The 19,307-nt window shown below is 64.4% G+C and carries 19 protein-coding genes and 1 pseudogene; 11 read left to right on the top strand and 9 right to left on the bottom strand.

All coding sequences use genetic code 11. From position 1 onward, the window contains the following. The first annotated feature begins 17 nt into the window (after positions 1–17). From KUO17_RS02355 to KUO17_RS02340, 4 genes are read left to right on the top strand one after another with little or no spacing between them, the layout of a single operon-like run. Positions 18–395: an AprI/Inh family metalloprotease inhibitor gene (locus tag KUO17_RS02355; RefSeq protein ID WP_217973433.1), complete on the top strand. Its 378-nt coding sequence runs from the start codon at positions 18–20 to the stop codon at positions 393–395. 59 nt (positions 396–454) lie between these two features. Then, complete coding sequence (locus KUO17_RS02350) at positions 455–2,176, top strand: type I secretion system permease/ATPase (RefSeq protein WP_217973432.1); 1,722 nt, start codon at positions 455–457, stop codon at positions 2,174–2,176. Continuing rightward, a complete protein-coding gene (locus KUO17_RS02345; protein WP_255263358.1) occupies positions 2,173–3,492 on the top strand; it encodes an HlyD family type I secretion periplasmic adaptor subunit in 1,320 nt (439 codons plus the stop codon). The genes KUO17_RS02350 and KUO17_RS02345 overlap by 4 nt, the downstream gene beginning before the upstream one ends. A gap of 11 nt (positions 3,493–3,503) precedes the next feature. Beyond that, on the top strand, positions 3,504–4,847 hold the full coding sequence (locus KUO17_RS02340; RefSeq protein WP_217973431.1) for a TolC family outer membrane protein: 1,344 nt from the start codon (positions 3,504–3,506) through the stop codon (positions 4,845–4,847). Between the two features lie 39 nt (positions 4,848–4,886). Here KUO17_RS02340 and KUO17_RS02335 read toward each other — a convergent pair whose 3' ends face one another. Further along, positions 4,887–6,077: an MFS transporter gene (locus tag KUO17_RS02335; RefSeq protein WP_217973430.1), complete on the bottom strand. Its 1,191-nt coding sequence runs from the start codon at positions 6,075–6,077 to the stop codon at positions 4,887–4,889. A gap of 105 nt (positions 6,078–6,182) precedes the next feature. On the opposite strand from KUO17_RS02335, the pseudogene KUO17_RS02330 reads away from it, so the two are divergent. Next, positions 6,183–7,058, top strand: a pseudogene (locus tag KUO17_RS02330) (LysR family transcriptional regulator); the annotation flags it as partial. Between the two features lie 57 nt (positions 7,059–7,115). Here KUO17_RS02330 and KUO17_RS02325 read toward each other — a convergent pair. Both KUO17_RS02325 and KUO17_RS02320 read right to left on the bottom strand, forming a co-directional pair. Beyond that, entirely contained in the window at positions 7,116–7,598 is a 483-nt protein-coding gene (locus KUO17_RS02325) for a GreA/GreB family elongation factor (protein WP_217973532.1), read from the bottom strand. A gap of 1 nt (position 7,599) precedes the next feature. Then, a complete protein-coding gene (locus KUO17_RS02320) occupies positions 7,600–7,992 on the bottom strand; it encodes a hypothetical protein (RefSeq protein ID WP_217973428.1) in 393 nt (130 codons plus the stop codon). Between the two features lie 134 nt (positions 7,993–8,126). Between KUO17_RS02320 and earP the strand changes: the two genes are divergently transcribed. Both earP and KUO17_RS02310 read left to right on the top strand, forming a co-directional pair. Then, on the top strand, positions 8,127–9,260 hold the full coding sequence (earP, locus tag KUO17_RS02315) for an elongation factor P maturation arginine rhamnosyltransferase EarP (RefSeq protein WP_217973427.1): 1,134 nt from the start codon (positions 8,127–8,129) through the stop codon (positions 9,258–9,260). A gap of 48 nt (positions 9,261–9,308) precedes the next feature. Next, complete coding sequence (locus KUO17_RS02310) at positions 9,309–9,878, top strand: elongation factor P (RefSeq protein ID WP_217973426.1); 570 nt, start codon at positions 9,309–9,311, stop codon at positions 9,876–9,878. A gap of 62 nt (positions 9,879–9,940) precedes the next feature. On the opposite strand, the gene KUO17_RS02305 is transcribed toward KUO17_RS02310, so the two are convergent. The 3 genes from KUO17_RS02305 to KUO17_RS02295 form a co-directional block, all read right to left on the bottom strand. Continuing rightward, positions 9,941–10,360, bottom strand: coding sequence for an organic hydroperoxide resistance protein (locus KUO17_RS02305; RefSeq protein ID WP_217973425.1), 420 nt, complete (start codon positions 10,358–10,360; stop codon positions 9,941–9,943). Between the two features lie 164 nt (positions 10,361–10,524). After that, positions 10,525–10,983: a MarR family winged helix-turn-helix transcriptional regulator gene (locus KUO17_RS02300; protein ID WP_217973424.1), complete on the bottom strand. Its 459-nt coding sequence runs from the start codon at positions 10,981–10,983 to the stop codon at positions 10,525–10,527. A 51-nt stretch (positions 10,984–11,034) separates the two neighbouring features. Continuing rightward, positions 11,035–11,991 carry a LysR family transcriptional regulator gene (locus KUO17_RS02295; protein ID WP_217973423.1) on the bottom strand — a complete coding sequence of 319 codons (957 nt, stop codon included), beginning with the start codon at positions 11,989–11,991 and terminating at the stop codon, positions 11,035–11,037. A 109-nt stretch (positions 11,992–12,100) separates the two neighbouring features. Here KUO17_RS02295 and KUO17_RS02290 point away from each other — a divergent pair, with 109 nt between their 5' ends. Then, positions 12,101–12,850, top strand: a complete 750-nt coding sequence (locus tag KUO17_RS02290) for a sulfite exporter TauE/SafE family protein (RefSeq protein ID WP_217973422.1) — start codon at positions 12,101–12,103, stop codon at positions 12,848–12,850. Positions 12,851–12,859: 9 nt separating this feature from the next. Here the strand turns inward: KUO17_RS02290 and KUO17_RS02285 are convergent, their stop codons facing one another. Together KUO17_RS02285 and KUO17_RS02280 are read right to left on the bottom strand one after the other, a co-directional pair. Continuing rightward, positions 12,860–13,195 carry a cupin domain-containing protein gene (locus KUO17_RS02285; protein WP_217973421.1) on the bottom strand — a complete coding sequence of 112 codons (336 nt, stop codon included), beginning with the start codon at positions 13,193–13,195 and terminating at the stop codon, positions 12,860–12,862. Between the two features lie 246 nt (positions 13,196–13,441). Next, on the bottom strand, positions 13,442–14,788 hold the full coding sequence (locus KUO17_RS02280) for a class II 3-deoxy-7-phosphoheptulonate synthase (RefSeq protein WP_217973420.1): 1,347 nt from the start codon (positions 14,786–14,788) through the stop codon (positions 13,442–13,444). A gap of 128 nt (positions 14,789–14,916) precedes the next feature. On the opposite strand from KUO17_RS02280, the gene KUO17_RS02275 reads away from it, so the two are divergent. Both KUO17_RS02275 and KUO17_RS02270 read left to right on the top strand, forming a co-directional pair. After that, the gene (locus KUO17_RS02275; protein WP_217973419.1) at positions 14,917–15,672 is read left to right on the top strand and encodes a spermidine synthase; all 756 of its coding nucleotides are present in this window, start codon (positions 14,917–14,919) and stop codon (positions 15,670–15,672) included. A gap of 356 nt (positions 15,673–16,028) precedes the next feature. After that, positions 16,029–17,696, top strand: coding sequence for a DEAD/DEAH box helicase (locus KUO17_RS02270; protein WP_217973418.1), 1,668 nt, complete (start codon positions 16,029–16,031; stop codon positions 17,694–17,696). 65 nt (positions 17,697–17,761) lie between these two features. Here the strand turns inward: KUO17_RS02270 and KUO17_RS02265 are convergent, their stop codons facing one another. Further along, on the bottom strand, positions 17,762–18,529 hold the full coding sequence (locus KUO17_RS02265) for a DODA-type extradiol aromatic ring-opening family dioxygenase (protein WP_217973417.1): 768 nt from the start codon (positions 18,527–18,529) through the stop codon (positions 17,762–17,764). Between the two features lie 104 nt (positions 18,530–18,633). Here KUO17_RS02265 and KUO17_RS02260 point away from each other — a divergent pair, with 104 nt between their 5' ends. Then, positions 18,634–19,287, top strand: a complete 654-nt coding sequence (locus KUO17_RS02260; RefSeq protein WP_217973416.1) for a thiopurine S-methyltransferase — start codon at positions 18,634–18,636, stop codon at positions 19,285–19,287. Positions 19,288–19,307: the final 20 nt, after the last annotated feature.

Raw genomic sequence — 19,307 nt, 5'->3', positions numbered from 1 at the left:
TGCATTGGATGTAACCCATGACCCTCAAACGACGCATCGCGCTTGGCGCGATAACCTTCATGACGCTTACCGAGGTAGGTATGGCAAGCAGCCTGTTACTCCCCACGCCCGAGCAACTGGCCGGCGCCTGGAAACTTTACCGCGCAAGTGAGCCGGCGGCGGCCTGCACCGTGCACCTGCAGGCCCCCCAAACCTTGCTCGGCGGCGAACTCGATTGCGCAGAGCGCTTGCTTGGCGTGCGTGTCACTGCATGGTTGGTGACCCCCGACACCCTGGCCCTGGTGGGGGACGACGGCAGTGCGCTGCGCCACTTCAATCGTGTGAAGCCTGGCGTGTACGAGTTTGGCTACGACGCCGACAAGACCCTGCGCCTGGAGCGTCTGGACCTGCAGTGAAGGCATTCGCCAGGACGGCATGAAGATATCCCGATCTTTCAAGGAACGAAACGCGGACAATGAACGCCCCGACACCCCAAGCCGGTGCCCCCTTGTGGGCGGCACTGGCTGACTACAAATCCATCCTGATCAGTGTCGGTTGTTTTACCGCGTTGATAAATATCCTGATGCTGGTGCCCTCGATCTACATGTTGCAAGTGTATGACCGGGTATTGTCCTCACAGAATGAAACCACCCTGTGGATGTTGACCTTGATGGTGGTCGGCTTCTTTGTATTTATCGGCGTACTTGAAACCGTCCGCAGTTTCATTGTTATCCGGGTAGGCCATCAACTTGAGCAGGCCTTCAATCTCAAGGTCTACCGCGCCGCCTTCGAACGCAACTTGCGCCGGCGTGACGCGGCGGCCGGGCAAGCGCTTGGCGACCTGGCCCAGGTTCGCCAGTTTGTCACCGGCCCGGCGTTGTTCGCGTTCTTCGATGCGCCGTGGTTTCCGATCTACCTGGCCGTGATCTTTCTGTTCAATGTATGGCTGGGTGTACTGGCCTGCGCGGGTGCGCTGGTATTGGTGCTGCTGGCCATCCTCAACGAGCGTCTGACCCATGCGCCGCTGGTGCAGGCCGCCGGTTATCAGCAGCAATCGGCGCAGTTGGCCAGCAGCCACCTGCACAATGCCGAGAGTATCCAGGCCATGGGCATGCTCGGTGCCCTGCGCGAGCGCTGGTTCAGCCTGCATGCACGGTTTCTGGCGCTGCAGAACCGCGCCAGCGACACTTCGGCGCTGATCAGCGCCACCAGCAAGGCCCTGCGCCTGTGCTTGCAGTCACTGGTACTGGGCCTGGGCGCCTTGCTGGTGATCGAGGGCCAGATGACCCCGGGCATGATGATCGCCGGTTCCATCCTCATGGGGCGGGTGCTCAGCCCCATCGACCAGTTGATTGCCGTGTGGAAGCAATGGAGTGGCGCACAGCTGGCCTACACGCGGCTCGACAGCCTGTTGCGCGAGTGCCCCGAGTCGGCACCGTGCATGGCGTTGCCCACCCCCAGCGGTCGTCTCGACGTCGAGCAGCTCAGTGCCGGGCCACCCGGCAAGCGTATCGCCACGGTGCAGCAGGTCAGTTTCAGCCTGGCGGCCGGCGAGGTACTGGGGGTGCTGGGCAACTCTGGCTCCGGCAAGTCGACCCTGGCCAGGGTCCTGGTGGGGGTCTGGCCGCCGCTGGCTGGCGCGGTGCGCCTGGACGGTGCCGAGCTGCACCGCTGGGAGCGCGAGGCGCTGGGCCCGCATATCGGCTACCTGCCCCAGAACATCGAGCTGCTGCGCGGCAGTATTGCCGAGAACATCGCCCGGTTTGCCCCGCTCGACGGTCACAAGGTGGTGGAAGCGGCGCGCCAGGCCGGTGTGCATGAACTGATCCTGCGCCTGCCCCAAGGCTATGACACGCGGCTGGGCGAGGAGGGGGCCGACCTGTCGGGAGGGCAGAAGCAGCGCATTGCCCTGGCCCGCGCCCTGTACGGCGGGCCGAGCCTGATCGTGCTGGACGAGCCCAATTCCAATCTGGATGCCAGCGGTGAAGCGGCGCTGGCCAGCGCCATCACCCAGATGAAGGCGCTGGGGCGCACCGTGGTGCTGGTGACCCACCGCAGTGCGGCACTGGCCCAGGCCGACAAGCTGCTGGTGCTGGGCGAAGGGCGGGTGCAGGCCTTCGGCCCGGCGGTGCAGGTGATGCAGGCGTTGAATCAGGCCCCGCGCCCGGCAGCGGCGCACGCGAGCAATGGCGTATGAACAAGGACGAGCACGGCATGACGATGGTGGCCACGGGGCGCGATGCGCAGTATTTCGTTCGCCTCGGCTGGTGGCTGACACTGCTGGGGTTTGGCGGCTTTCTCGGCTGGGCGACCCTGGCACCGCTGGATGAGGGCATCAGCGTGCAAGGCACCGTGGTGGTGTCGGGCAAGCGCAAGGCGGTGCAATCGATGGCCGCAGGAGTCGTCAGCCAGATCCTGGTGCGCGAGGGGCAGGTGGTCGAGCAGGGGCAGCCGCTGTTCCGGCTCGACCCGACCCAGGCCCAGGCCGACGTGCAGGCGCTGCAGGCCCAGTACCGCATGGCCTGGGCCAGCCTGGCACGCTGGCAGAGCGAGCGTGACAACTTGCCGGCCATCGCCTTTGGCAGCGAGCCGGGCAGCGACCCGGACCCGCAACTGAGCCTGACGCTGGAGAACCAGCGCCAGCTGTTCCGCAGCCGTCGCGATGCGTTGGCCCGCGAGCAGGCCGGGCTCAAGGCCAACATCGACGGTTCGGTGGCGCAACTGGCGAGCATGCGCCGTGCCCATGGCGACCTGCAGGCCCAGGCCGATTCGTTGCGCGAGCAACTGAGCAACCTGCAGCCCTTGGCCAGTGACGGCTATATCCCGCGCAACCGCCTGCTCGACTACCAGCGTCAGCTGTCCCAGGTGCAGCGCGACCTTGCGCAGAACACCGGTGACAGCGCGCGGCTCGAGCAGGGCATCGTCGAAGCACGCCTGAACCTGCAGCAGCGCCAGCAGGAGTACCAGAAAGAGGTGCGCAGCCAGTTGGCCCAGGCCCAGCTCGATACCGTCACCCTTGAACAGCAGCTGACCTCGGCGCGCTTCGCCCTGCAGCACAGCGAAATTCTGGCCCCGGCCCAGGGCATCGCGGTCAATCTGGCGGTGCACACCGTGGGCGCGGTAGTGCACCCCGGCGCAGCGCTGGTGGAGATCGTGCCGCAGGATGCGGCATTGCAGGTGGAAGGCCGCTTGCCGGTCAGCCTGGTGGACAAGGTGGCGCTGCAACTGCCGGTGGATATCCTGTTCACCGCTTTCAACCAGAGCAGCACGCCGCGGGTCAGCGGCGAGGTGACGTTGATTTCCGCCGACCAGTTGCTCGATGAACACACCGGTCAGCCGTATTACGTGCTGCGCAGCAGTGTCAGCGACAGCGCCCTGGCGCGCCTTGACGGGCTGGTGATCAAGCCTGGCATGCCGGCCGAGCTGTTCGTGCGCAGTGGTGAGCGCTCGTTGCTCAACTACCTGTTCAAGCCGTTGCTCGACCGGGCCGGCACGGCCCTGACCGAACGATAGGACGCCTACCCATGAAAAGCATGATGAGCGGGCTGCTGGTGGCGTGCGCGATGGGCGTGGCTGGCAGCGTACAGGCGATGGGACCGTTTCAGGTCTATGAGCAGGCCTTGTACAAGGACCCCGTGCTGCTGGGCGCACTCAAGGCGCGCGAAGCTGGCCAGGAGTACCGCACGATAGGGCGGGCCGGGCTGCTGCCCAACCTGACCTACAACTACAACAAGGGCCGTAACGACTCTACCGCGACCTACCTGGGCGACAACGTGCGCAGTAGCGAAGACCGGCGTTACGACAGCTACGGTTCGACCTTCAGCCTGCAGCAGCCGTTGTTCGACTACGCCGCCTACGCCAGCTACCGCAAGGGCGTGGCGCAGGCGTTGTATGCCGACGAAACCCTGAGGGACAAGCGCCAGGCGCTGCTGGTGCGGGTACTGAGCCATTACACCCAGGCGCTGTTCGCCCAGGACCAGATTGCGATCAGTGTGGCCAGCAAGCAGGCGTACGAGCAGCAGTTTCGCCAGAACCGCGAGCTGTTTCGCCAGGGCGAGGGCACCCGCACCGATATCCTCGAGGCCCAGGCCCGCTATGAGCTGGCGGATGCCGAGCACATCCAGGCCCGCGATGACCTGGATGCCGCGCTGCGCGAGCTGGGGGCGTTGATCGCCGAACCTGCACTGCGTATCGAAGACCTTGCGCCGTTGCAGGCAAGCTTTGCGCAATTTGCCCTTCAACCTGCCGCTTATCAGGCCTGGCATGAGCTGGCGCTGGCCAACAACCCGCAGCTGGCATCCGGGCGTCAGGCGCTGGAGGTGGCGCGCTTCGAGGTACAGCGCAACCGCGCCGGCCACCTGCCGCGGGTCACTGCGTATGCCACCTCGCGGCGCACGCAGTCGGACAACAGCAACACCTATGACCAGCGCTACGACACCAACACCATCGGGGTGGAGGTGAGTATGCCGTTGTTCGCCGGTGGCGCCGTGTCGGCGTCCACCCGGCAGGCCAGCCGTACCCTTGAGCAGGCCGAATACGAGCTTGAGGGGCAGACGCGCACGACCCTGATCGAGCTGCGTCGCCAGTACAATGCATGCGTCTCGGGTGCTGCGCGCCTGCGGGCCTACGGTCGCGCCTTGAGTTCGGCGCAGGCGCTGGTGCAGTCGACCCGCCAGAGTGTGCTGGGGGGCGAGCGGGTCAACCTGGATGTGCTCAATGCCGAGCAGCAACTGGCCACCACCCGGCGCGACCTGGCGCAGGCGCGCTACGATTACCTGCTGGCGTGGGTCAAGCTGCACTACGCCGCTGGAACGTTGCGTGAGGAGCACCTGTCGCGGGTCGACGAGGCCTTCGTGCGGGGCGACTGACCCGCCGCCTGTAGGCGCCAGCCTTGCTGGCGAAGGCGTCTACGCGGGCTTCACCTGTACCGTACGGCGCTCCACCCATAGCCACACCGCCAGTGCTATCGCACCGATCACCAGCCCTGCCACCACGATGCCGTTCCAGCCATGGGCCTGGAACAGCTGCGTGCCCAGCAGCGAACCCAGTGCGCCGCCAATGAAATAACAGGTGATGTACCCGGCATTGAGCCGGTTGCGCGCCTCGGGCCGCAGGGCAATCACCGCATTCTGATTGCTCACGTGTACCAGCTGCACCGCCAGGTCAAGCACCAGCACGCCCACCAGCAGCGCGGCGAGCGAGGACTGTGCGAACGCCAACGGCACCCACGACAGCACCAGTGCGAGCAGCCCCACGGTGGTGCCCAGCGAACCCTTGCCACGGTCGGCCAGGCGCCCGGCCCAGTTGGCCGCCAGCGCACCCGCCGCACCGGCCAGGCCGAACAGGCCGATCACCGCATCCGAATACTGGTACGGCTCGGCCGCCAGCAGAAACGCCAAGGGGGTCCAGAACAGCGCGAACAGGCAGAACGACAGCAGCCCCAGCAGCGAACGCAACCGCAGCACCGGCTCGTCGACGAACAGGCGAAATACCGAGCCGATCAGCGCCGGGTACTTGAGCCCGGCATGCTGATGGCGCTCGGGCAGCGCTCGTGCCAGGGCGATCGCGCTCAGGGCCATGAGCGCAGCCGCCAGCAGGTAGATACTGCGCCAGTCGCCCAGTGTGGCCATGAAGCCGGCCGCCGTGCGTGCCAGCAGAATCCCCAGCAGCAGGCCAGTCATCAGCGTACCCACCACCCGCCCGCGTTCGGCCGGGTCACTCAGGCCGGCCGCCATCGGCACCAGCACCTGCGCCACCACCGAGAACAGGCCGGTGAGCGTGGTGCCGATCAGCAGCCACAGCAGGCTGGGGGCAAATGCGCTGATCAGCAGGCCCACCGTGCTGATGGCGATCATGCTGACGATCAGGCGGCGCTGTTCGAACAGGTCGCCCAGTGGCGCCAGCAGCAACAGGCCGGCGCCGTAGCTCAACTGCGCGGCAATCACGATGCTGCCCGCGGTGGCGGTGGTCAGGCCCAGGTGCTCGGCGATACTGTGCAGCAAGGGTTGCGCATAGTAGTTGCTGGCTACGGCCAGGCCGGTGGCGGTGGCCATCAGCAGGATCAGGGCGCGGCTCAGGTGGGGGGTGGCGGGTGCCATGGACCGTCTCGTTGTCAGTGGGTGGGGGCGCTCATTATCGAAAATGCGCTAGCATGACGCCAATGTATCGTTTTCATCGTATCAATCTCCAAAACAGATGGATAAATGAACCTCAAGCAGATCGAGTATGCGTTGGCGGTCGCCGAGACGGGCAGTTTCACCCGTGCGGCCGAACGTTGTCATGTGGTGCAGTCGGCCTTGAGTCATCAGGTGGCACGGCTTGAGACGCATTTGGGTGCGATGCTGTTTGAGCGCAGCTCGCGACGGGTGCGCCTGACATCCGCTGGCGAAGCGTTCGTGCTCAGCGCGCGCACGGCCCTGGAGGCCGCGCGGCGCATTGGCGAGGACGTGGCTGCGGCCTGCGGCGAGGTGCGTGGCCGGTTGTCCATCGGCGAGATCAGCTCGCTGACTGAACTGGACCTGGTTGACCTGCTCGCGGGGTTTCATGGGCAGTATCCGCAAGTGGACATACGGTGGTTGATCGGCAAGAGCGAGGTGCTGATCGCTGATGTGCGTGAGCGTCGCCTGGACGTTGCGTTTATTGGTGTGTGGCCGGGCGAGCCGTTGAATGGCGTGGCATTGCGCCTGTTGGCGGTCGAAGAGCTGGTGGCCGTACTGCCGCCGCATCACCCACTGGTTGGGGTAGGGCGCCTGGCACTGGAGCAGTTGGAGGACCAGCCGCTGGTGGACTTTCAGGCGGGCAGTGGGGCGCGTCGGCAAACCGATGAGGCGTTTGATGCCGCCGGCGTACGCCATCGGGTGCAGTTCGAGGTGGGCAGCATCGGTCTGATCGAAAAATTCGTGCAGCGTGGCCTGGCTTTGGGGTTGGTGCCGGCCAGGATCGCGGCGGGCTTCAGTGGTGTGGTCGCGGTGCCGGTGCATGATGCGCCGGTGCGCCATTTGTATGCAATCTGGTCGACCAACCCGACGCCTGCGGCCAGGGCGTTCATCCAGTTGCTGGAGCGCAGCCTGGCGGCGCGGGCGCGCCAGGTGCCGAGGGCGGTACAAAAATATAGCCTGGCGCATCGGCGTAGCTTTTCAGCACACCTCGATGATCTCGTACACCTGGCGACTGTTGCCCAGCACCAGCACCACCTCATCCCCCTCGAACTTGCCCATCAGGCGCTGCCCCAGCGGTGAGCGCGGGGTGATCACGGTCACCAGTGCATCGCCTTCGCCCATCTTCAGGCCCGCCGCCTCCGGCCCCAGAAACAACCGCTGCTGGCGGTCGTGCTGGTCGGCCAGCAGCACCAGGTTGCTCAGTTGAATCCCGGCCTCGGGGTCATAGTCGCGCACCTGCAACTGCTGGTACGCCACCCGCGCCTGGCGAATCTCTTCCATGCGCCGTGCCTGCCCGGTGGCCAGGTACGAGGCTTCCAGGCCCAAGGTGTCGTACTTGTTCTCGGCAATGTTCTCTTCGGCGGTCGCAGCTTCATACGCGGTCTGCGCCGCGCGCTGGGCCACGTCCAGGTCAATGCACAGGCGCTCGACGATGCGTGCCAGCAGTTCGGTCTTGTTCATCTCAGCGGCAGAACTCAAGGACATTGGCCCGGCTCTTCTCGGTCGGTGCGGTGCGGTTCTGCTGCAACCAGAACTGGCACCGCGGGTTGGACAGGTTGCGTACCTCGCCCTGTGCATGCGCCTCGGCCTGCTGGATGGCCTGGCTGCGCAGGATCTCTTTGTACTGCTCGAACATCTGGTTCTGTTCTGGCGATTGCTGCGGCGCCACGGCCGGTGCAGGCGGAGCAATCGCTTCGCGCAGCGGCTCATGGGTGTCTGGCAGGTACTGCCAGCCCAGCCATACGGTCAGGGCAATCGCCAGGAACCCCAGCCACAGGCCCAGGGCCACGCACAGGATCAATTGCAGCGGTTTGTGGGCAATCTTCAGTTCGCGGCGACGCGCACGGTACGACATGGCAGCCTCCTGGCCAGGACAATGGCGGTGATTGTCGCATGCGCTGGCGGTTTTATTCAGCCTCGCACTTGTTGTCTGTACGGATTAAACCGGACAATCGACGCTTTTTACGCCTGGCTCAAGAGGTGCCCGCGATGAAACAGACTTGGGATATCTTCTGCTGCGTCGTCGACAACTACGGTGACATCGGCGTCACCTGGCGCCTGGCTCGGCAGCTGGCGGCGGAGCACTCGCTGGCCGTGCGCCTGTGGGTGGATGAGTTGGCCGCGTTCGCACGGTTGTGCCCGACCGCCGACCCGCACCTGGCCGCGCAATGGCAGCAGGGCGTGCAGGTGTGCCAGTGGCCCGCCGACTGGCAACCCACCGCTGTGGCGGATGTGGTGATCGGCGCGTTTGGCTGCCAGTTGCCGGCCGCTTATGTCCAGGCCATGCAGGCGCGCAGCGTGCCCGCGCAGTGGCTGAATCTTGAGTACCTCAGCGCCGAAGGCTGGGTGGAAGGCTGCCACGGCTTGCCGTCGCCGCAAGCCAATGGCCTGCGCAAGGTGTTTTTCTTTCCAGGCTTTACCCCGCGAACCGGCGGGCTGCTGCGTGAGTCGAGCCTGCTGGCGCGACGCCAGGCCTTCGAGCGCGATCCGCAGGCACGCCAGGCGTTCCTGCAAGGCCTGGGGGTCGTGGTGCAGGGGCAGGCACGGCTGATGTCGTTGTTTGCCTACGAAAACCCCGGGCTGGGCAGTTGGCTCGACGCCCTGGCGAGCGACACGCAGCCCAGCCATCTGCTGGTACCCGAGGGCCGTATCCTGGGGGATGTGCAGGCCTGGCTGGGTACGCCGCAACTGGCCGTGGGCAGTGTGACGCAGCGCGGTGCGTTGACGGTGCAGATCCTGCCCTTCGTCAGCCAGGATGACTACGACCGCCTGCTGTGGTGCTGTGCGTTCAATGCAGTACGCGGTGAGGACTCGTTCGTGCGTGCACAGTGGGCCGGGCGCCCGCTGCTATGGCACATCTACGTGCAGGAAGAGTACGCCCACTGGGAAAAGCTCGAAGCCTTTCTCGATCACTACACCCGGGGCCTGTCGTCACCTGCCGCCGCCGCGCTGGTTGATCTGTGGCGCGCCTGGAACATGGACCGCGACATGGGGCAGGCGTGGCAACAACTGCTGGTGCACTGGTCGGAACTGAGCATTCACGCCGAGCGCTGGTGCGCCGCGCAGGCCGCTCAGCCGGACCTTGCCACGGCGCTGGTACAGTTTTGTCGAAATTCGCTATGATATGCGGCCTCGATTTTTGTAAATCCATCCAAATTCGGATATCTCGCAATGAAAACTGGTAAAGAGCTGAAACCCGGTACCGTGATCCGTATCGACAACGACCCTTGGCTGGTTCAGAAAGCTGAATTCACCAAATCGGGCCGTAACAGCGCGATCATGAAGACCAAGCTGAAAAACCTGCTGACCGGCTACAAGACCGAAACCGTCTACAGCGCCGACGACAAGCTGGACGACGTGATCCTCGACCGTAAAGAAGCGACCCTGTCCTTCATCAGCGGCGACACCTACACGTTCATGGACACCACCGACTACACCATGTACGAGCTCAATGCCGAAGACATCGAAAGCGTTCTGCCTTTCGTTGAAGAAGGCATGACCGACGTGTGCGAAGCCGTTTTCTTCGAAGACCGCCTGGTGTCCGTGGAACTGCCGACCACCATCGTGCGTGAAGTCGACTACACCGAAGGTTCGGCGCGTGGCGATACCTCGGGCAAGGTGATGAAGCCTGCCAAACTGAAGAACGGTACCGAGCTGTCGGTTGCCGACTTCATCGAGATCGGTGACAAGATCGAGATCGACACCCGTGAAGGTGGTTCCTACAAGGGCCGCGCCAAGTAATTGGGCGAGCTTCACATGAAAAGCCCGGCCTAGGCCGGGTTTTTTTATGCCTGGGCGGTGGCTCAGACGCTGGTGTGCAGGCGTACGTCGACGTTGCCACGGGTGGCGTTGGAGTACGGGCACACCAGGTGCGCAGCATCGACCAGCGCCTTGGCGTCTGCCTGTTGCAGGCCTGGCAGGCTGATGCGCAGGTCGATGTCCAGGCCGAAGCCGCCTTCGATCTGGCCGATGCCGACCTCGGCGGTGATCGCGGTATCGGCAGGCAACTGGCGTTTGCTCTGGCCGGCCACGAACTTCAGTGCGCCGATGAAGCAGGCCGAGTAGCCGGCGGCAAAAAGTTGCTCAGGGTTGGTAGCCGCGCCGCCGGCACCGCCCAACTCCTTGGGCGTGGCCAGCTTCACATCGAGGATGCTGTCGCTGGAAACGGCACGACCATCACGGCCGCCAGTGGAGGTTACGGTTGCGGTATAGAGCGTTTTCATGGTGACCCTCGTACGTTGCAGTGATGGAGGCGCCGGTGGCGCTGAGTGAATACGATATTAATATAGTGCGCTAATATTTAGTGCGCAAGATAAATTGCAGTGAACGTCTCCAGCGGTCTTCTCGCGGGCCTTGACTGGGGGCTACAAGGCTCGTAGCAAAGGGTCTACAGGCTCTTTTGCAACTGTGCGCGCAGGTCCAGCAGTTCGGCCTGCAAGCGTTGCAGTTGCTCCAGCGATTGTCCGCTGGCGCCCAGGATGCACGGTGGAATGCTGCGCGCCTGCTCCTGCAGGGCTCGGCCTTGCTCGGTCAGTTGCACAATCACCACGCGCTCATCCTCGCGGCTGCGCGTGCGCTTGAGCAACCCTTCGGCTTCCAGGCGTTTGAGCAGTGGTGTGAGGGAACCCGGATCGGTCAGCAGGCGGTGGCTGATCTCGCCTACGGTCAGCCCGTCCCGTTCCCATAGCACGAGCATCGCCAGGTACTGCGGGTAGGTCAGGCCGAGCGCCTGCAGCAGCGGCTTGTACACCTTGGTCATCAGCAGCGAGGTGGAGTGCAGGGCGAAGCACACCTGATTGTCGAGCAGCAATTCTTCACAGCCTGGCGCTTTGGGGGTGGCGTTCATGCGGATCCTTTCTATCTGGTCCATGAAATACTAGCACGCAGGTAATTGGTGCTATTGCCAGCGCAGCTCGCTTTGCAGCGCCAGGTCCCAGGGTGGGGTCGGGCTGAAGCGGCTCTTGAGGAATTCGAGCAGCAAACGGCTGCGAGAGTTCGTTTCATGCTCCAGGCGCAATGCGTACACGCCGCTGGTCTCGGCGGCGGGCAGGCCGTTGTCGCAAAACAGGGGCAGCAGTTCACCGCGCAACAGGTAGTCGCTGATCAGCCAGGTGGGCAGGTGCGCGATACCCAGGCCGGCGAGGGCGCCGAACAGCAAGGTTTCGGCATTGTTGGCGCTCATGCGCATGCGCGCCGGACGCAGCAGGCGCATTTGCCCCTCGACCGCGAAGCGCCAGGCGAAGGGTGGGGCCAGGCCGTCCCAGTCCAGCCCGTCATGCTCGGGCAACTCAAGGGGGCTGGCCGGCACGCCGCGCTGCTGCAGGTAGGCAGGGCTGGCGCAGGCAATGCGCACCATGTAGGCCAGCGGTGTTGCTACCAGGCGCGTATCGGCCAGCGGGCCGGCGCGCAACACCAGGTCGACCTCGCCCAGGTGCGCGCCGTGCAGGTCGACGAAGCTGTCGATCAGGCGAAGTTGCACGTCCAGCCCAGGGTAGGCCACCAGAAAGTCGGCAATAGCCGGTGCCAGGTGGCGGCGGCCAAACGCCGAGGGTGCATCGATACGAATCAGGCCCTCTGGCGCATTGCTCAGCGACACTGCTTCGGCGCGCGCCAGGCGCAGCTCCTCGACGATGCGCCGGGCCCTTTCGGCGAACGCATTGCCGGCCGGAGTGGCACGTACGGCATGCGTGCTGCGCACGAACAGGCGGCTGCCCACGGCGCTTTCCAGGGCGTCGATACGCCGCGCCACTGCCGAGGGCGTCAGCGGATGGCGGCGCGAGGCGGCCGAGAAGCTCCCGCTTTCGAGGACATCGAGAAACAGGCTCAGTTGCTGGGTGAGGGTATCGGGGTTCATGGCAGTTCGGTGCTTGTGCGGGATTGGCACAGCCATTGTGCGTTGCTGTGCGTTTCCCTGCTAGCCCGGGCTCGGTAGCATGGTGCTATCGCACAATAGAGAGGCAAGCATGATCGAGTGGTTGATGTACATCGCATTGGGCGCGGCACTGGGCACGATGGGCGGGCTGTTCGGCATCGGCGGTGGCCTGATCGCGATTCCGGCGCTGGGGGTGCTGTTCGGCCTCGACCAGCAGCTGGCGCAGGGCACCGCGCTGGTGATGGTCGTGCCGAATGTGCTGCTGGCCCTGTGGCGCTACCACCAGCGCAACCGTATCGAGTTGCGCCCAGCCCTGACGTTGTCGCTGGCAGGGCTGGTGTTCGCCTGGCTTGGGTCGATCTGGGCCGTTGGCCTGGATGCACAGGCGATGCGCATCGGATTCGTGGTGTTCCTGGTGGCCCTCACGGTGTGGAACCTGGTGCGCATGTTCACCCGCAACGCGCCGCCTACCCCCGAACTGCGCCAGCCCTGGCCATGGCTGGGCGTGCTGGGGAGCGGTGCAGGCGTGGTCGGCGGTCTGTTCGGGGTGGGCGGGGCGGTGGTGGCAACGCCGGTGCTGACCAGCGTGTTCGGCACCACCCAGGTGGTTGCCCAGGGGCTGTCGCTGGCACTGGCAGCGCCCAGCACCTCGATTACCCTGCTGACCTACGGCCTGCACCAGCACGTTGACTGGCATATGGGCATTCCACTGGCCCTGGGCGGCCTGCTCAGCATCAGTTGGGGCGTGAAGCTGGCGCATGCCTTGCCGGAAAAGGTACTGCGTTCGCTGTTCTGCGGCTTTCTGGTGGTGTGCGCGCTGATGCTGGGCTTCAAGGTTTGAAGCCGTCGACTACAGCGCTTGTTCCGCCTCGACAGTCACTGCCATGCCCCGGGTGCCGGCGCAGAACATCAGCAGTTCGGCGGGCAGCTCGCCAGTGACGCCTCGGTGTACCAGGTCGACCGTTTCGGCGATGGCTGTCCCCTGGACGAAACAGCGCTGCTGGTCGCTGTCCTTCATTTGTACCCAGATCTCCCCGGCGACGACATAACCGATGATCGGGCAGGGGTGCATGTGCCAGTGCACGGCGGTGTGCGGCGCCAGCGTGACCCGTTGCAAGGTCAGTTCCAGGGCACCCGGCGGGTAGCACTGGTAGGGCGTGCCCTCCCAGGAAGCATCGGTGCGCAAGAGTATTTCGGGGTATACGCCACAGCAGTTCCGGGGCGGCGCAAGGGGAGCAGTGGGGCGAGAGGTCGGCATGGTAGTGAGTCCTTTCAGGGCGTGTGTCGATCCTTGAGCGTCCCTACAGGCAAACTACCGGGTGCAAAAGAGTGTGGTCCAGTCATTCAGATTCAAGGCTAGTACAAGTCATCGGCGTCTGCCCACATCTGGACAGGGCAACGCCGGAGAGATCCGGCGTTACTTGCGGTGCGGCTAGCGCCGTACCTGCTTGAGCGTCTCGGCAATCAGGAACGCCAGCTCCAGCGACTGGTCGGCGTTCATGCGTGGGTCGCAGTGGGTGTGATAGCGGTCCGACAGGGCATCCTCGGTGATCGGGCGGGCGCCGCCGATGCATTCGGTGACGTTCTGCCCGGTCATCTCGATATGGATGCCACCGGCATGGCTGCCTTCGGCCTGGTGCACCTGGAAGAACTGCTTGACCTCGCCCAGTATCTGCGCGAAATCACGGGTCTTGTAGCCACTGCTGGCCTTGATGGTGTTGCCGTGCATCGGGTCGCAGCTCCACAGCACCTTGCGCCCTTCGCGCTCGACACTGCGGATCAGCCCCGGCAGGTGGTCGCCGACCTTGTCGGCGCCCATGCGCACGATGAGGTTGAGGCGGCCGGGGTCATTGGTCGGGTTGAGGATGTCGATCAGGCGCAGCAGGTCTTCGGTGTTCATGCTCGGGCCGACCTTGACCCCGATCGGGTTGTTCACCCCGCGCAGGAACTCCACGTGGGCACCGTCGAGCTGGCGGGTGCGGTCGCCGATCCACAGCATGTGCGCCGAGCAGTCGAAATAATCGCCGGTCAGGCTGTCGCGGCGTACGAAGGCTTCCTCGTAGTTGAGCAGCAAGGCTTCATGGGCGGTGAAGAAACTGGTTTCGCGCAACTGTGGCGAGCTGTCCATGCCGCAGGCACGCATGAAGGCGAGGGTCTCGTCGATGCGGTCGGCCAACTGGCTGTACTTTTGCGCCAGCGCCGAGTTGGCGATGAAGTCCAGGTTCCACTTGTGCACCTGGTGCAGGTCGGCAAAGCCGCCCTGGGCAAAGGCGCGCAGCAGGTTGAGGCTGGCGGTGGACTGGTGGTAGGCCTGCAGCAGGCGGTCCGGGTCGGGCACGCGGCTGAGCGGGTCGAAGCCGATGCCGTTGACGATGTCGCCGCGGTAGGCGGGCAAGGTCATGCCGGCGATGGTCTCGTCGTTGGCCGAGCGCGGTTTGGCGAACTGGCCGGCCATGCGCCCGACTTTCACCACGGGGCAGCCCGCAGCAAAGGTCATCACAATGGCCATTTGCAGCAGCACCTTGAAGGTGTCGCGGATCTTGGCCGCCGAAAATTCGGCAAAGCTTTCAGCGCAATCGCCGCCCTGCAGCAGGAAGGCGCGGCCTTCGGTCACTTCGGCGAACTGGCGGCGCAGCTCGCGCGCTTCACCGGCAAACACCAGCGGCGGGTAGCTGGCCAGGGTCTGTTCGACCTTGAGCAGGTGCGCCGCATCGGGGTAGCTCGGTTGTTGCTGGATCGGCAGGGCACGCCAGCTATCGGGACTCCAGGGTTGGCTCATCACAGGCTCGGTTTTTGTCGGAAAAGGGCTGTGACCATGCTAACACCTGGGCCCTGCCTTGTTGCACCGGCCGTATTGGCGGACAATGCCGACTTTTGCGTGGGCACAGGCAGTTGCCGGGAGACAGCATGACAGAGGAACGGGTAGAGCGGCTGCTGGCGCAGGTGCACGACGAGTTCGGCACCATCAGCGTGCTGGAAGTCGAGGACTACCGCTTTCTCGAGTTCGGCGACGCGATCGAGCAGAGCTGCGTGTTCACCGCCGACCCGAGCTGGCTGGAGTACGACTACACCCGTGCCATGCTGATTGGCGCGCTGTGTCACCCGGCCCCGGAAAGCGCGCTGTTCCTGGGCCTGGGCGCCGGCACCCTGACCCAGGCGTGCCTCAAGTTCCTGCCGCTTGAAGACGTCGAGGCCATCGAGCTGCGCCCGGACGTGCCGCGCCTGGCGATCGAGTACCTGGGGCTGGACGACGACCCGCGCCTGTACATCCGGGTGGGCGATGCCGTCGAGCTGCTCAATACCGCCGAGCCTGCCGACCTGATCTTCGTCGACTTGTACACCGACCATGGCCCGGGTGTCGGTCACCTGGCCTGGACCTTTCTGGAGGACTGCCAGAAGCGCCTCAACCCCGGCGGCTGGCTGGTGATCAACCAGTGGGCCACCGACGATGGCAAGCCGTTGGGCGCCGCGCTGCTGCGCGGGCTCTACCATCATCATTACTGGGAACTGCCGGTGAAGGAGGGCAACGTCATCCTGCTGGTACCGGCCGAGCTTGATCAGGAGCTGGACGGGCAGGCGCTGGTCGCCCGTGCCCAGGCCCTTGAACCGCGCCTGGGGTACTCCCTGCAGCGCCTGATTGAGGTGATCCGCCCGGCCTCTTGAATAAAACGTTTCAGCTCCGGCCGCGCCGCCAACAGACGCGTGGGCCTCGATCCTCGACAAGGGCTGTCGAGTCGAGGCCTCTGGCCCTCTCTTTCCTGTAAAAAAGTCTCACGCGGCGCAGGAAATCAGGTATAGTACGCGCCGGTCTTTTACCGGACCTCGTTCAGGTAGTGCAATTCCCCGAAGCCAGCTTCGGCTGCGCGTCCGCCCCGCGGACTCTGCCTTGACGTTCCTTTTTTTCTTCAATCGTTTTCGCAAATCCCCGCCGACAAAGCTGCCAGGGTGACCTTCGGGTCTTACAAGGCATGTGCAGCTTTGGAGCATGGGTCTTTGCGGATGCACTTAGAGGCAGACCCATGACCCAGGAAACCGGCGGCTTCGCCGCTCTCGAACTTCATCCAAGTATTGTTGCCGCCGTTGTTGCCACTGGCTACGAAGAGCCATCGGCTATTCAGCAGCAATCGATCCCGATTATTCTTGCTGGTCACGACATGATCGGTCAGGCGCAGACAGGTACCGGTAAAACCGCTGCCTTCGCTCTGCCAATCCTGCACCGCATCGACCCGAGCAAGCGCGAGCCGCAAGCCCTGATCCTGGCGCCAACCCGTGAGTTGGCGCTGCAAGTCGCTACCGCATTCGAAACCTACGCCAAGCAGATGCCGGGCGTTACCGTGGTAGCGGTATACGGTGGTGCCCCGATGGGCCCACAACTGAAAGCTATCCGCAACGGCGCGCAAATCGTCGTGGCAACCCCTGGCCGTCTGTGCGACCACCTGCGTCGCGACGAGAAGGTGCTGGCTACCGTCAACCACCTGGTGCTCGACGAAGCTGACGAAATGCTCAAGCTGGGCTTCATGGACGACCTGGAAGTCATCTTCAAGGCCATGCCGGAAACCCGTCAGACCGTTCTGTTCTCCGCCACCCTGCCGCAGTCGATCCGTGCGATCGCCGAGCGTCACCTGCGTGATCCGAAGCACGTCAAGATCCAGACCAAGACCCAGACGGTGACTGCCATCGAGCAGGCTCACCTGATGGTCCATGCCGACCAGAAGGTTTCTGCCGTACTGCGTCTGCTGGAAGTGGAAGAGTTTGATGCGCTGATCGCTTTCGTGCGCACCAAGCAAGCCACCCTGGACCTGGCGAGCGCCCTGGAAGCCAAAGGCTACAAGGCTGCCGCGCTGAACGGCGACATCGCCCAGAACCAGCGTGAGCGCGTCATCGACTCGCTCAAGGATGGTCGCCTGGACATCGTCGTCGCTACCGACGTTGCTGCCCGTGGTCTGGACGTGCCGCGTATCACTCACGTGTTCAACGTCGACATGCCGTACGACCCAGAGTCCTACGTTCACCGTATCGGCCGTACCGGCCGTGCTGGTCGCGAAGGCCGTGCACTGCTGCTGGTCACCCCGCGTGAGCGCCGCATGCTGCAGGTGATCGAGCGTGTGACGGGTCAGAAAGTCGCTGAAGTTCGCCTGCCGAACGCCCAGGCCGTACTGGACGCTCGCATCAAGAAGTTGACCAACAGCCTGGCGCCGCTGGTTGCCGATGCCGAGTCGACCCATGGTGAGCTGCTTGATCGCCTGACTGCCGACATCGGTTGCAGCCCGCGCGCCCTGGCCGCGGCCCTGCTGCGCAAGGCCACCAATGGCCAGGCGCTGACCCTGGAAGCTGTCGAGAAAGAGCAACCGCTGGTGCCGACTTCGGCCCCACGTGGCGATCGTCCTACCGGTGAGCGTACCGAGCGTGGCGAGCGTGAGCGTCGTGCGCCGATGCCGCTGGGCGAAGGTCGTGCACGTTGCCGTACCGCGCTGGGCGCGCGTGATGGTATCGCAGCCAAGAACCTGCTGGGTGCGATCCTCAACGAAGGCGGCCTGGCCCGCGAAGCGATCGGCCGCATCCAGGTGCGCGACAGCTTCAGCCTGGTCGAGCTGCCGGAAGATGGCCTCGAGAAGCTGCTGACCAAGCTCAAGGACACTCGCGTTGCCGGCAAGCAGTTGAAGTTGCGTCGTTATCGCGAAGATTGATCTTCGAGTGAAATGAAAAATCCCCGACTGGTTCGGGGATTTTTTTTGCCTGGGCGAAGGGGCGCTCAATCGAAGCGGTAGATATCCATCCCCAGCGCCCCCAGAGTGAACCCCTGGTGTGCAATTGCGAATTGCCCGCCCGCCCCGCGCGCAAAATACAGTGGCAGCAAATGCTCATCACTCGGATGGTTGCGCACTGCAAACGGCGCCTGGTGGCGATAGCCGTGCAAGGCAGCGGTGTCGTCGGCACTCAATTTCTCGGTCATCCAGTCGCGAAACGCCAGTGCCCAAGGCTCCACGCTTTCAGGCCCGGCCTGCCAGTCAAGTTCGCGCAGGTTATGGGTGATGCTGCCCGAGCCGATCAACAGCACATCCTCTTCGCGCAATGCCGCCAGCGCCTTGCCCACCTGTTCCTGAAACGCAGGGCCGCGCTGGCTGGGTAGCGACACCTGCACCACCGGGATGTCGGCGGCCGGGTACATCAATGACAGGGGAACCCAGGCGCCATGATCGAATGGGCGCCGCGCGTCGAGCTGCGCTGGCAACCCTGCTTCGTTGAGCCGATCGGCCAGGTGCGCAGCCAGGGTGGGCTCGCCGGGGGCAGGGTACTGCACGGCAAACAGGGCGGGCGGGAAGCCGCCGAAGTCATGCCAGGTTTGCGGTTGCGGGTGGCTGGCGATGCGCAAGTCCTGGCTCTCCCAGTGCGCCGACACCACCACGATGGCCTTGGGGCGCGGCAATTGCTCCGCCAGCCTGGCCAGGGCCGGGCCGCTGGCGCCCGGCTCGAGGGCGAGCATTGGCGAACCGTGGGATATAAACAGGCTGGGCAGCATGGCAAGGGTCCTGAGGGTTAAGATGCTGTTATCTTCAGGTACATCATTGATCTAAATCTAATATAAGTTCTTGCGGTATTTGATCGAATTTATCGAGGTAAAGCATGCAGCCCGATTTCTGGCACAAGCGTTGGGAGCAGAACCTGATCGGTTTTCACCAGCAGCACGTCAACCCTTATCTGCAGCAGTACTGGCCTGTGCTGGGCCTTGCCGCTGGCACGCGGGTGTTGGTGCCCCTGTGTGGCAAGAGTCGGGATCTGGCCTGGCTGGCCGGGCAGGGCTACCGCGTGCTGGGGGTCGAGTTGTCCGAGCGCGCCGTGGAGGATTTCTTCAGTGAGCATGGGCAGGTGCCGCAGGTTTCGCAGCGCGGGGCGTTCAAGGTCTACCGCAGTGAAGGCGTCGAGCTGTGGTGCGGGGACTTTTTCGAGCTGACTCCGGCTGACACGGCTGATTGCGTCGGTTTCTACGACCGTGCAGCGAGTATTGCCTTGCCATCGGCCATGCGTGAGCGTTATGTGGTGCATCTGCAGGGATTGCTTGCGTCATCGTGCGCCGGCCTGTTGATCACGCTGGATTACGATCAGGACGTGATTCCCGGGCCACCGTTCGCGGTGCTGGATGTTGAGGTGCAGCGGTTGTGGGGCGAGTCATGGCGAGTGCACATGGAGGCGGCTGACGACGTGCTGGCGCAAAGCCCCAAGTTCCTCCAGGCCGGTGCCGCGCGTCTGTTGGAGCGGGTGTACCGCGTGCAGCGTTGAATGCAGAAGGGCGACCCGAG

Source organism: Pseudomonas aegrilactucae (assembly GCF_019168305.1).
In the GTDB taxonomy this organism is placed as follows: Bacteria; Pseudomonadota; Gammaproteobacteria; order Pseudomonadales; family Pseudomonadaceae; genus Aquipseudomonas; species Aquipseudomonas aegrilactucae.
This window is presented reverse-complemented; position numbering and strand designations above follow the sequence as displayed.

Bases quoted from the DNA above. Each gene is read 5' to 3' on its own strand.
- KUO17_RS02355 (WP_217973433.1), top strand. From the start codon at position 18: ATGACCCTCAAACGACGCATCGCGCTTGGCGCGATAACCTTCATGACG.
- KUO17_RS02350 (WP_217973432.1), top strand. From the start codon at position 455: ATGAACGCCCCGACACCCCAAGCCGGTGCCCCCTTGTGGGCGGCACTG.
- KUO17_RS02345 (WP_255263358.1), top strand. From the start codon at position 2,173: ATGAACAAGGACGAGCACGGCATGACGATGGTGGCCACGGGGCGCGAT.
- KUO17_RS02340 (WP_217973431.1), top strand. From the start codon at position 3,504: ATGAAAAGCATGATGAGCGGGCTGCTGGTGGCGTGCGCGATGGGCGTG.
- KUO17_RS02335 (WP_217973430.1), bottom strand. From the start codon at position 6,077: ATGGCACCCGCCACCCCCCACCTGAGCCGCGCCCTGATCCTGCTGATG.
- KUO17_RS02325 (WP_217973532.1), bottom strand. From the start codon at position 7,598: ATGAACAAGACCGAACTGCTGGCACGCATCGTCGAGCGCCTGTGCATT.
- KUO17_RS02320 (WP_217973428.1), bottom strand. From the start codon at position 7,992: ATGTCGTACCGTGCGCGTCGCCGCGAACTGAAGATTGCCCACAAACCG.
- earP (WP_217973427.1), top strand. From the start codon at position 8,127: ATGAAACAGACTTGGGATATCTTCTGCTGCGTCGTCGACAACTACGGT.
- KUO17_RS02310 (WP_217973426.1), top strand. From the start codon at position 9,309: ATGAAAACTGGTAAAGAGCTGAAACCCGGTACCGTGATCCGTATCGAC.
- KUO17_RS02305 (WP_217973425.1), bottom strand. From the start codon at position 10,360: ATGAAAACGCTCTATACCGCAACCGTAACCTCCACTGGCGGCCGTGAT.
- KUO17_RS02300 (WP_217973424.1), bottom strand. From the start codon at position 10,983: ATGAACGCCACCCCCAAAGCGCCAGGCTGTGAAGAATTGCTGCTCGAC.
- KUO17_RS02295 (WP_217973423.1), bottom strand. From the start codon at position 11,991: ATGAACCCCGATACCCTCACCCAGCAACTGAGCCTGTTTCTCGATGTC.
- KUO17_RS02290 (WP_217973422.1), top strand. From the start codon at position 12,101: ATGATCGAGTGGTTGATGTACATCGCATTGGGCGCGGCACTGGGCACG.
- KUO17_RS02280 (WP_217973420.1), bottom strand. From the start codon at position 14,788: ATGAGCCAACCCTGGAGTCCCGATAGCTGGCGTGCCCTGCCGATCCAG.
- KUO17_RS02275 (WP_217973419.1), top strand. From the start codon at position 14,917: ATGACAGAGGAACGGGTAGAGCGGCTGCTGGCGCAGGTGCACGACGAG.
- KUO17_RS02270 (WP_217973418.1), top strand. From the start codon at position 16,029: ATGACCCAGGAAACCGGCGGCTTCGCCGCTCTCGAACTTCATCCAAGT.
- KUO17_RS02265 (WP_217973417.1), bottom strand. From the start codon at position 18,529: ATGCTGCCCAGCCTGTTTATATCCCACGGTTCGCCAATGCTCGCCCTC.
- KUO17_RS02260 (WP_217973416.1), top strand. From the start codon at position 18,634: ATGCAGCCCGATTTCTGGCACAAGCGTTGGGAGCAGAACCTGATCGGT.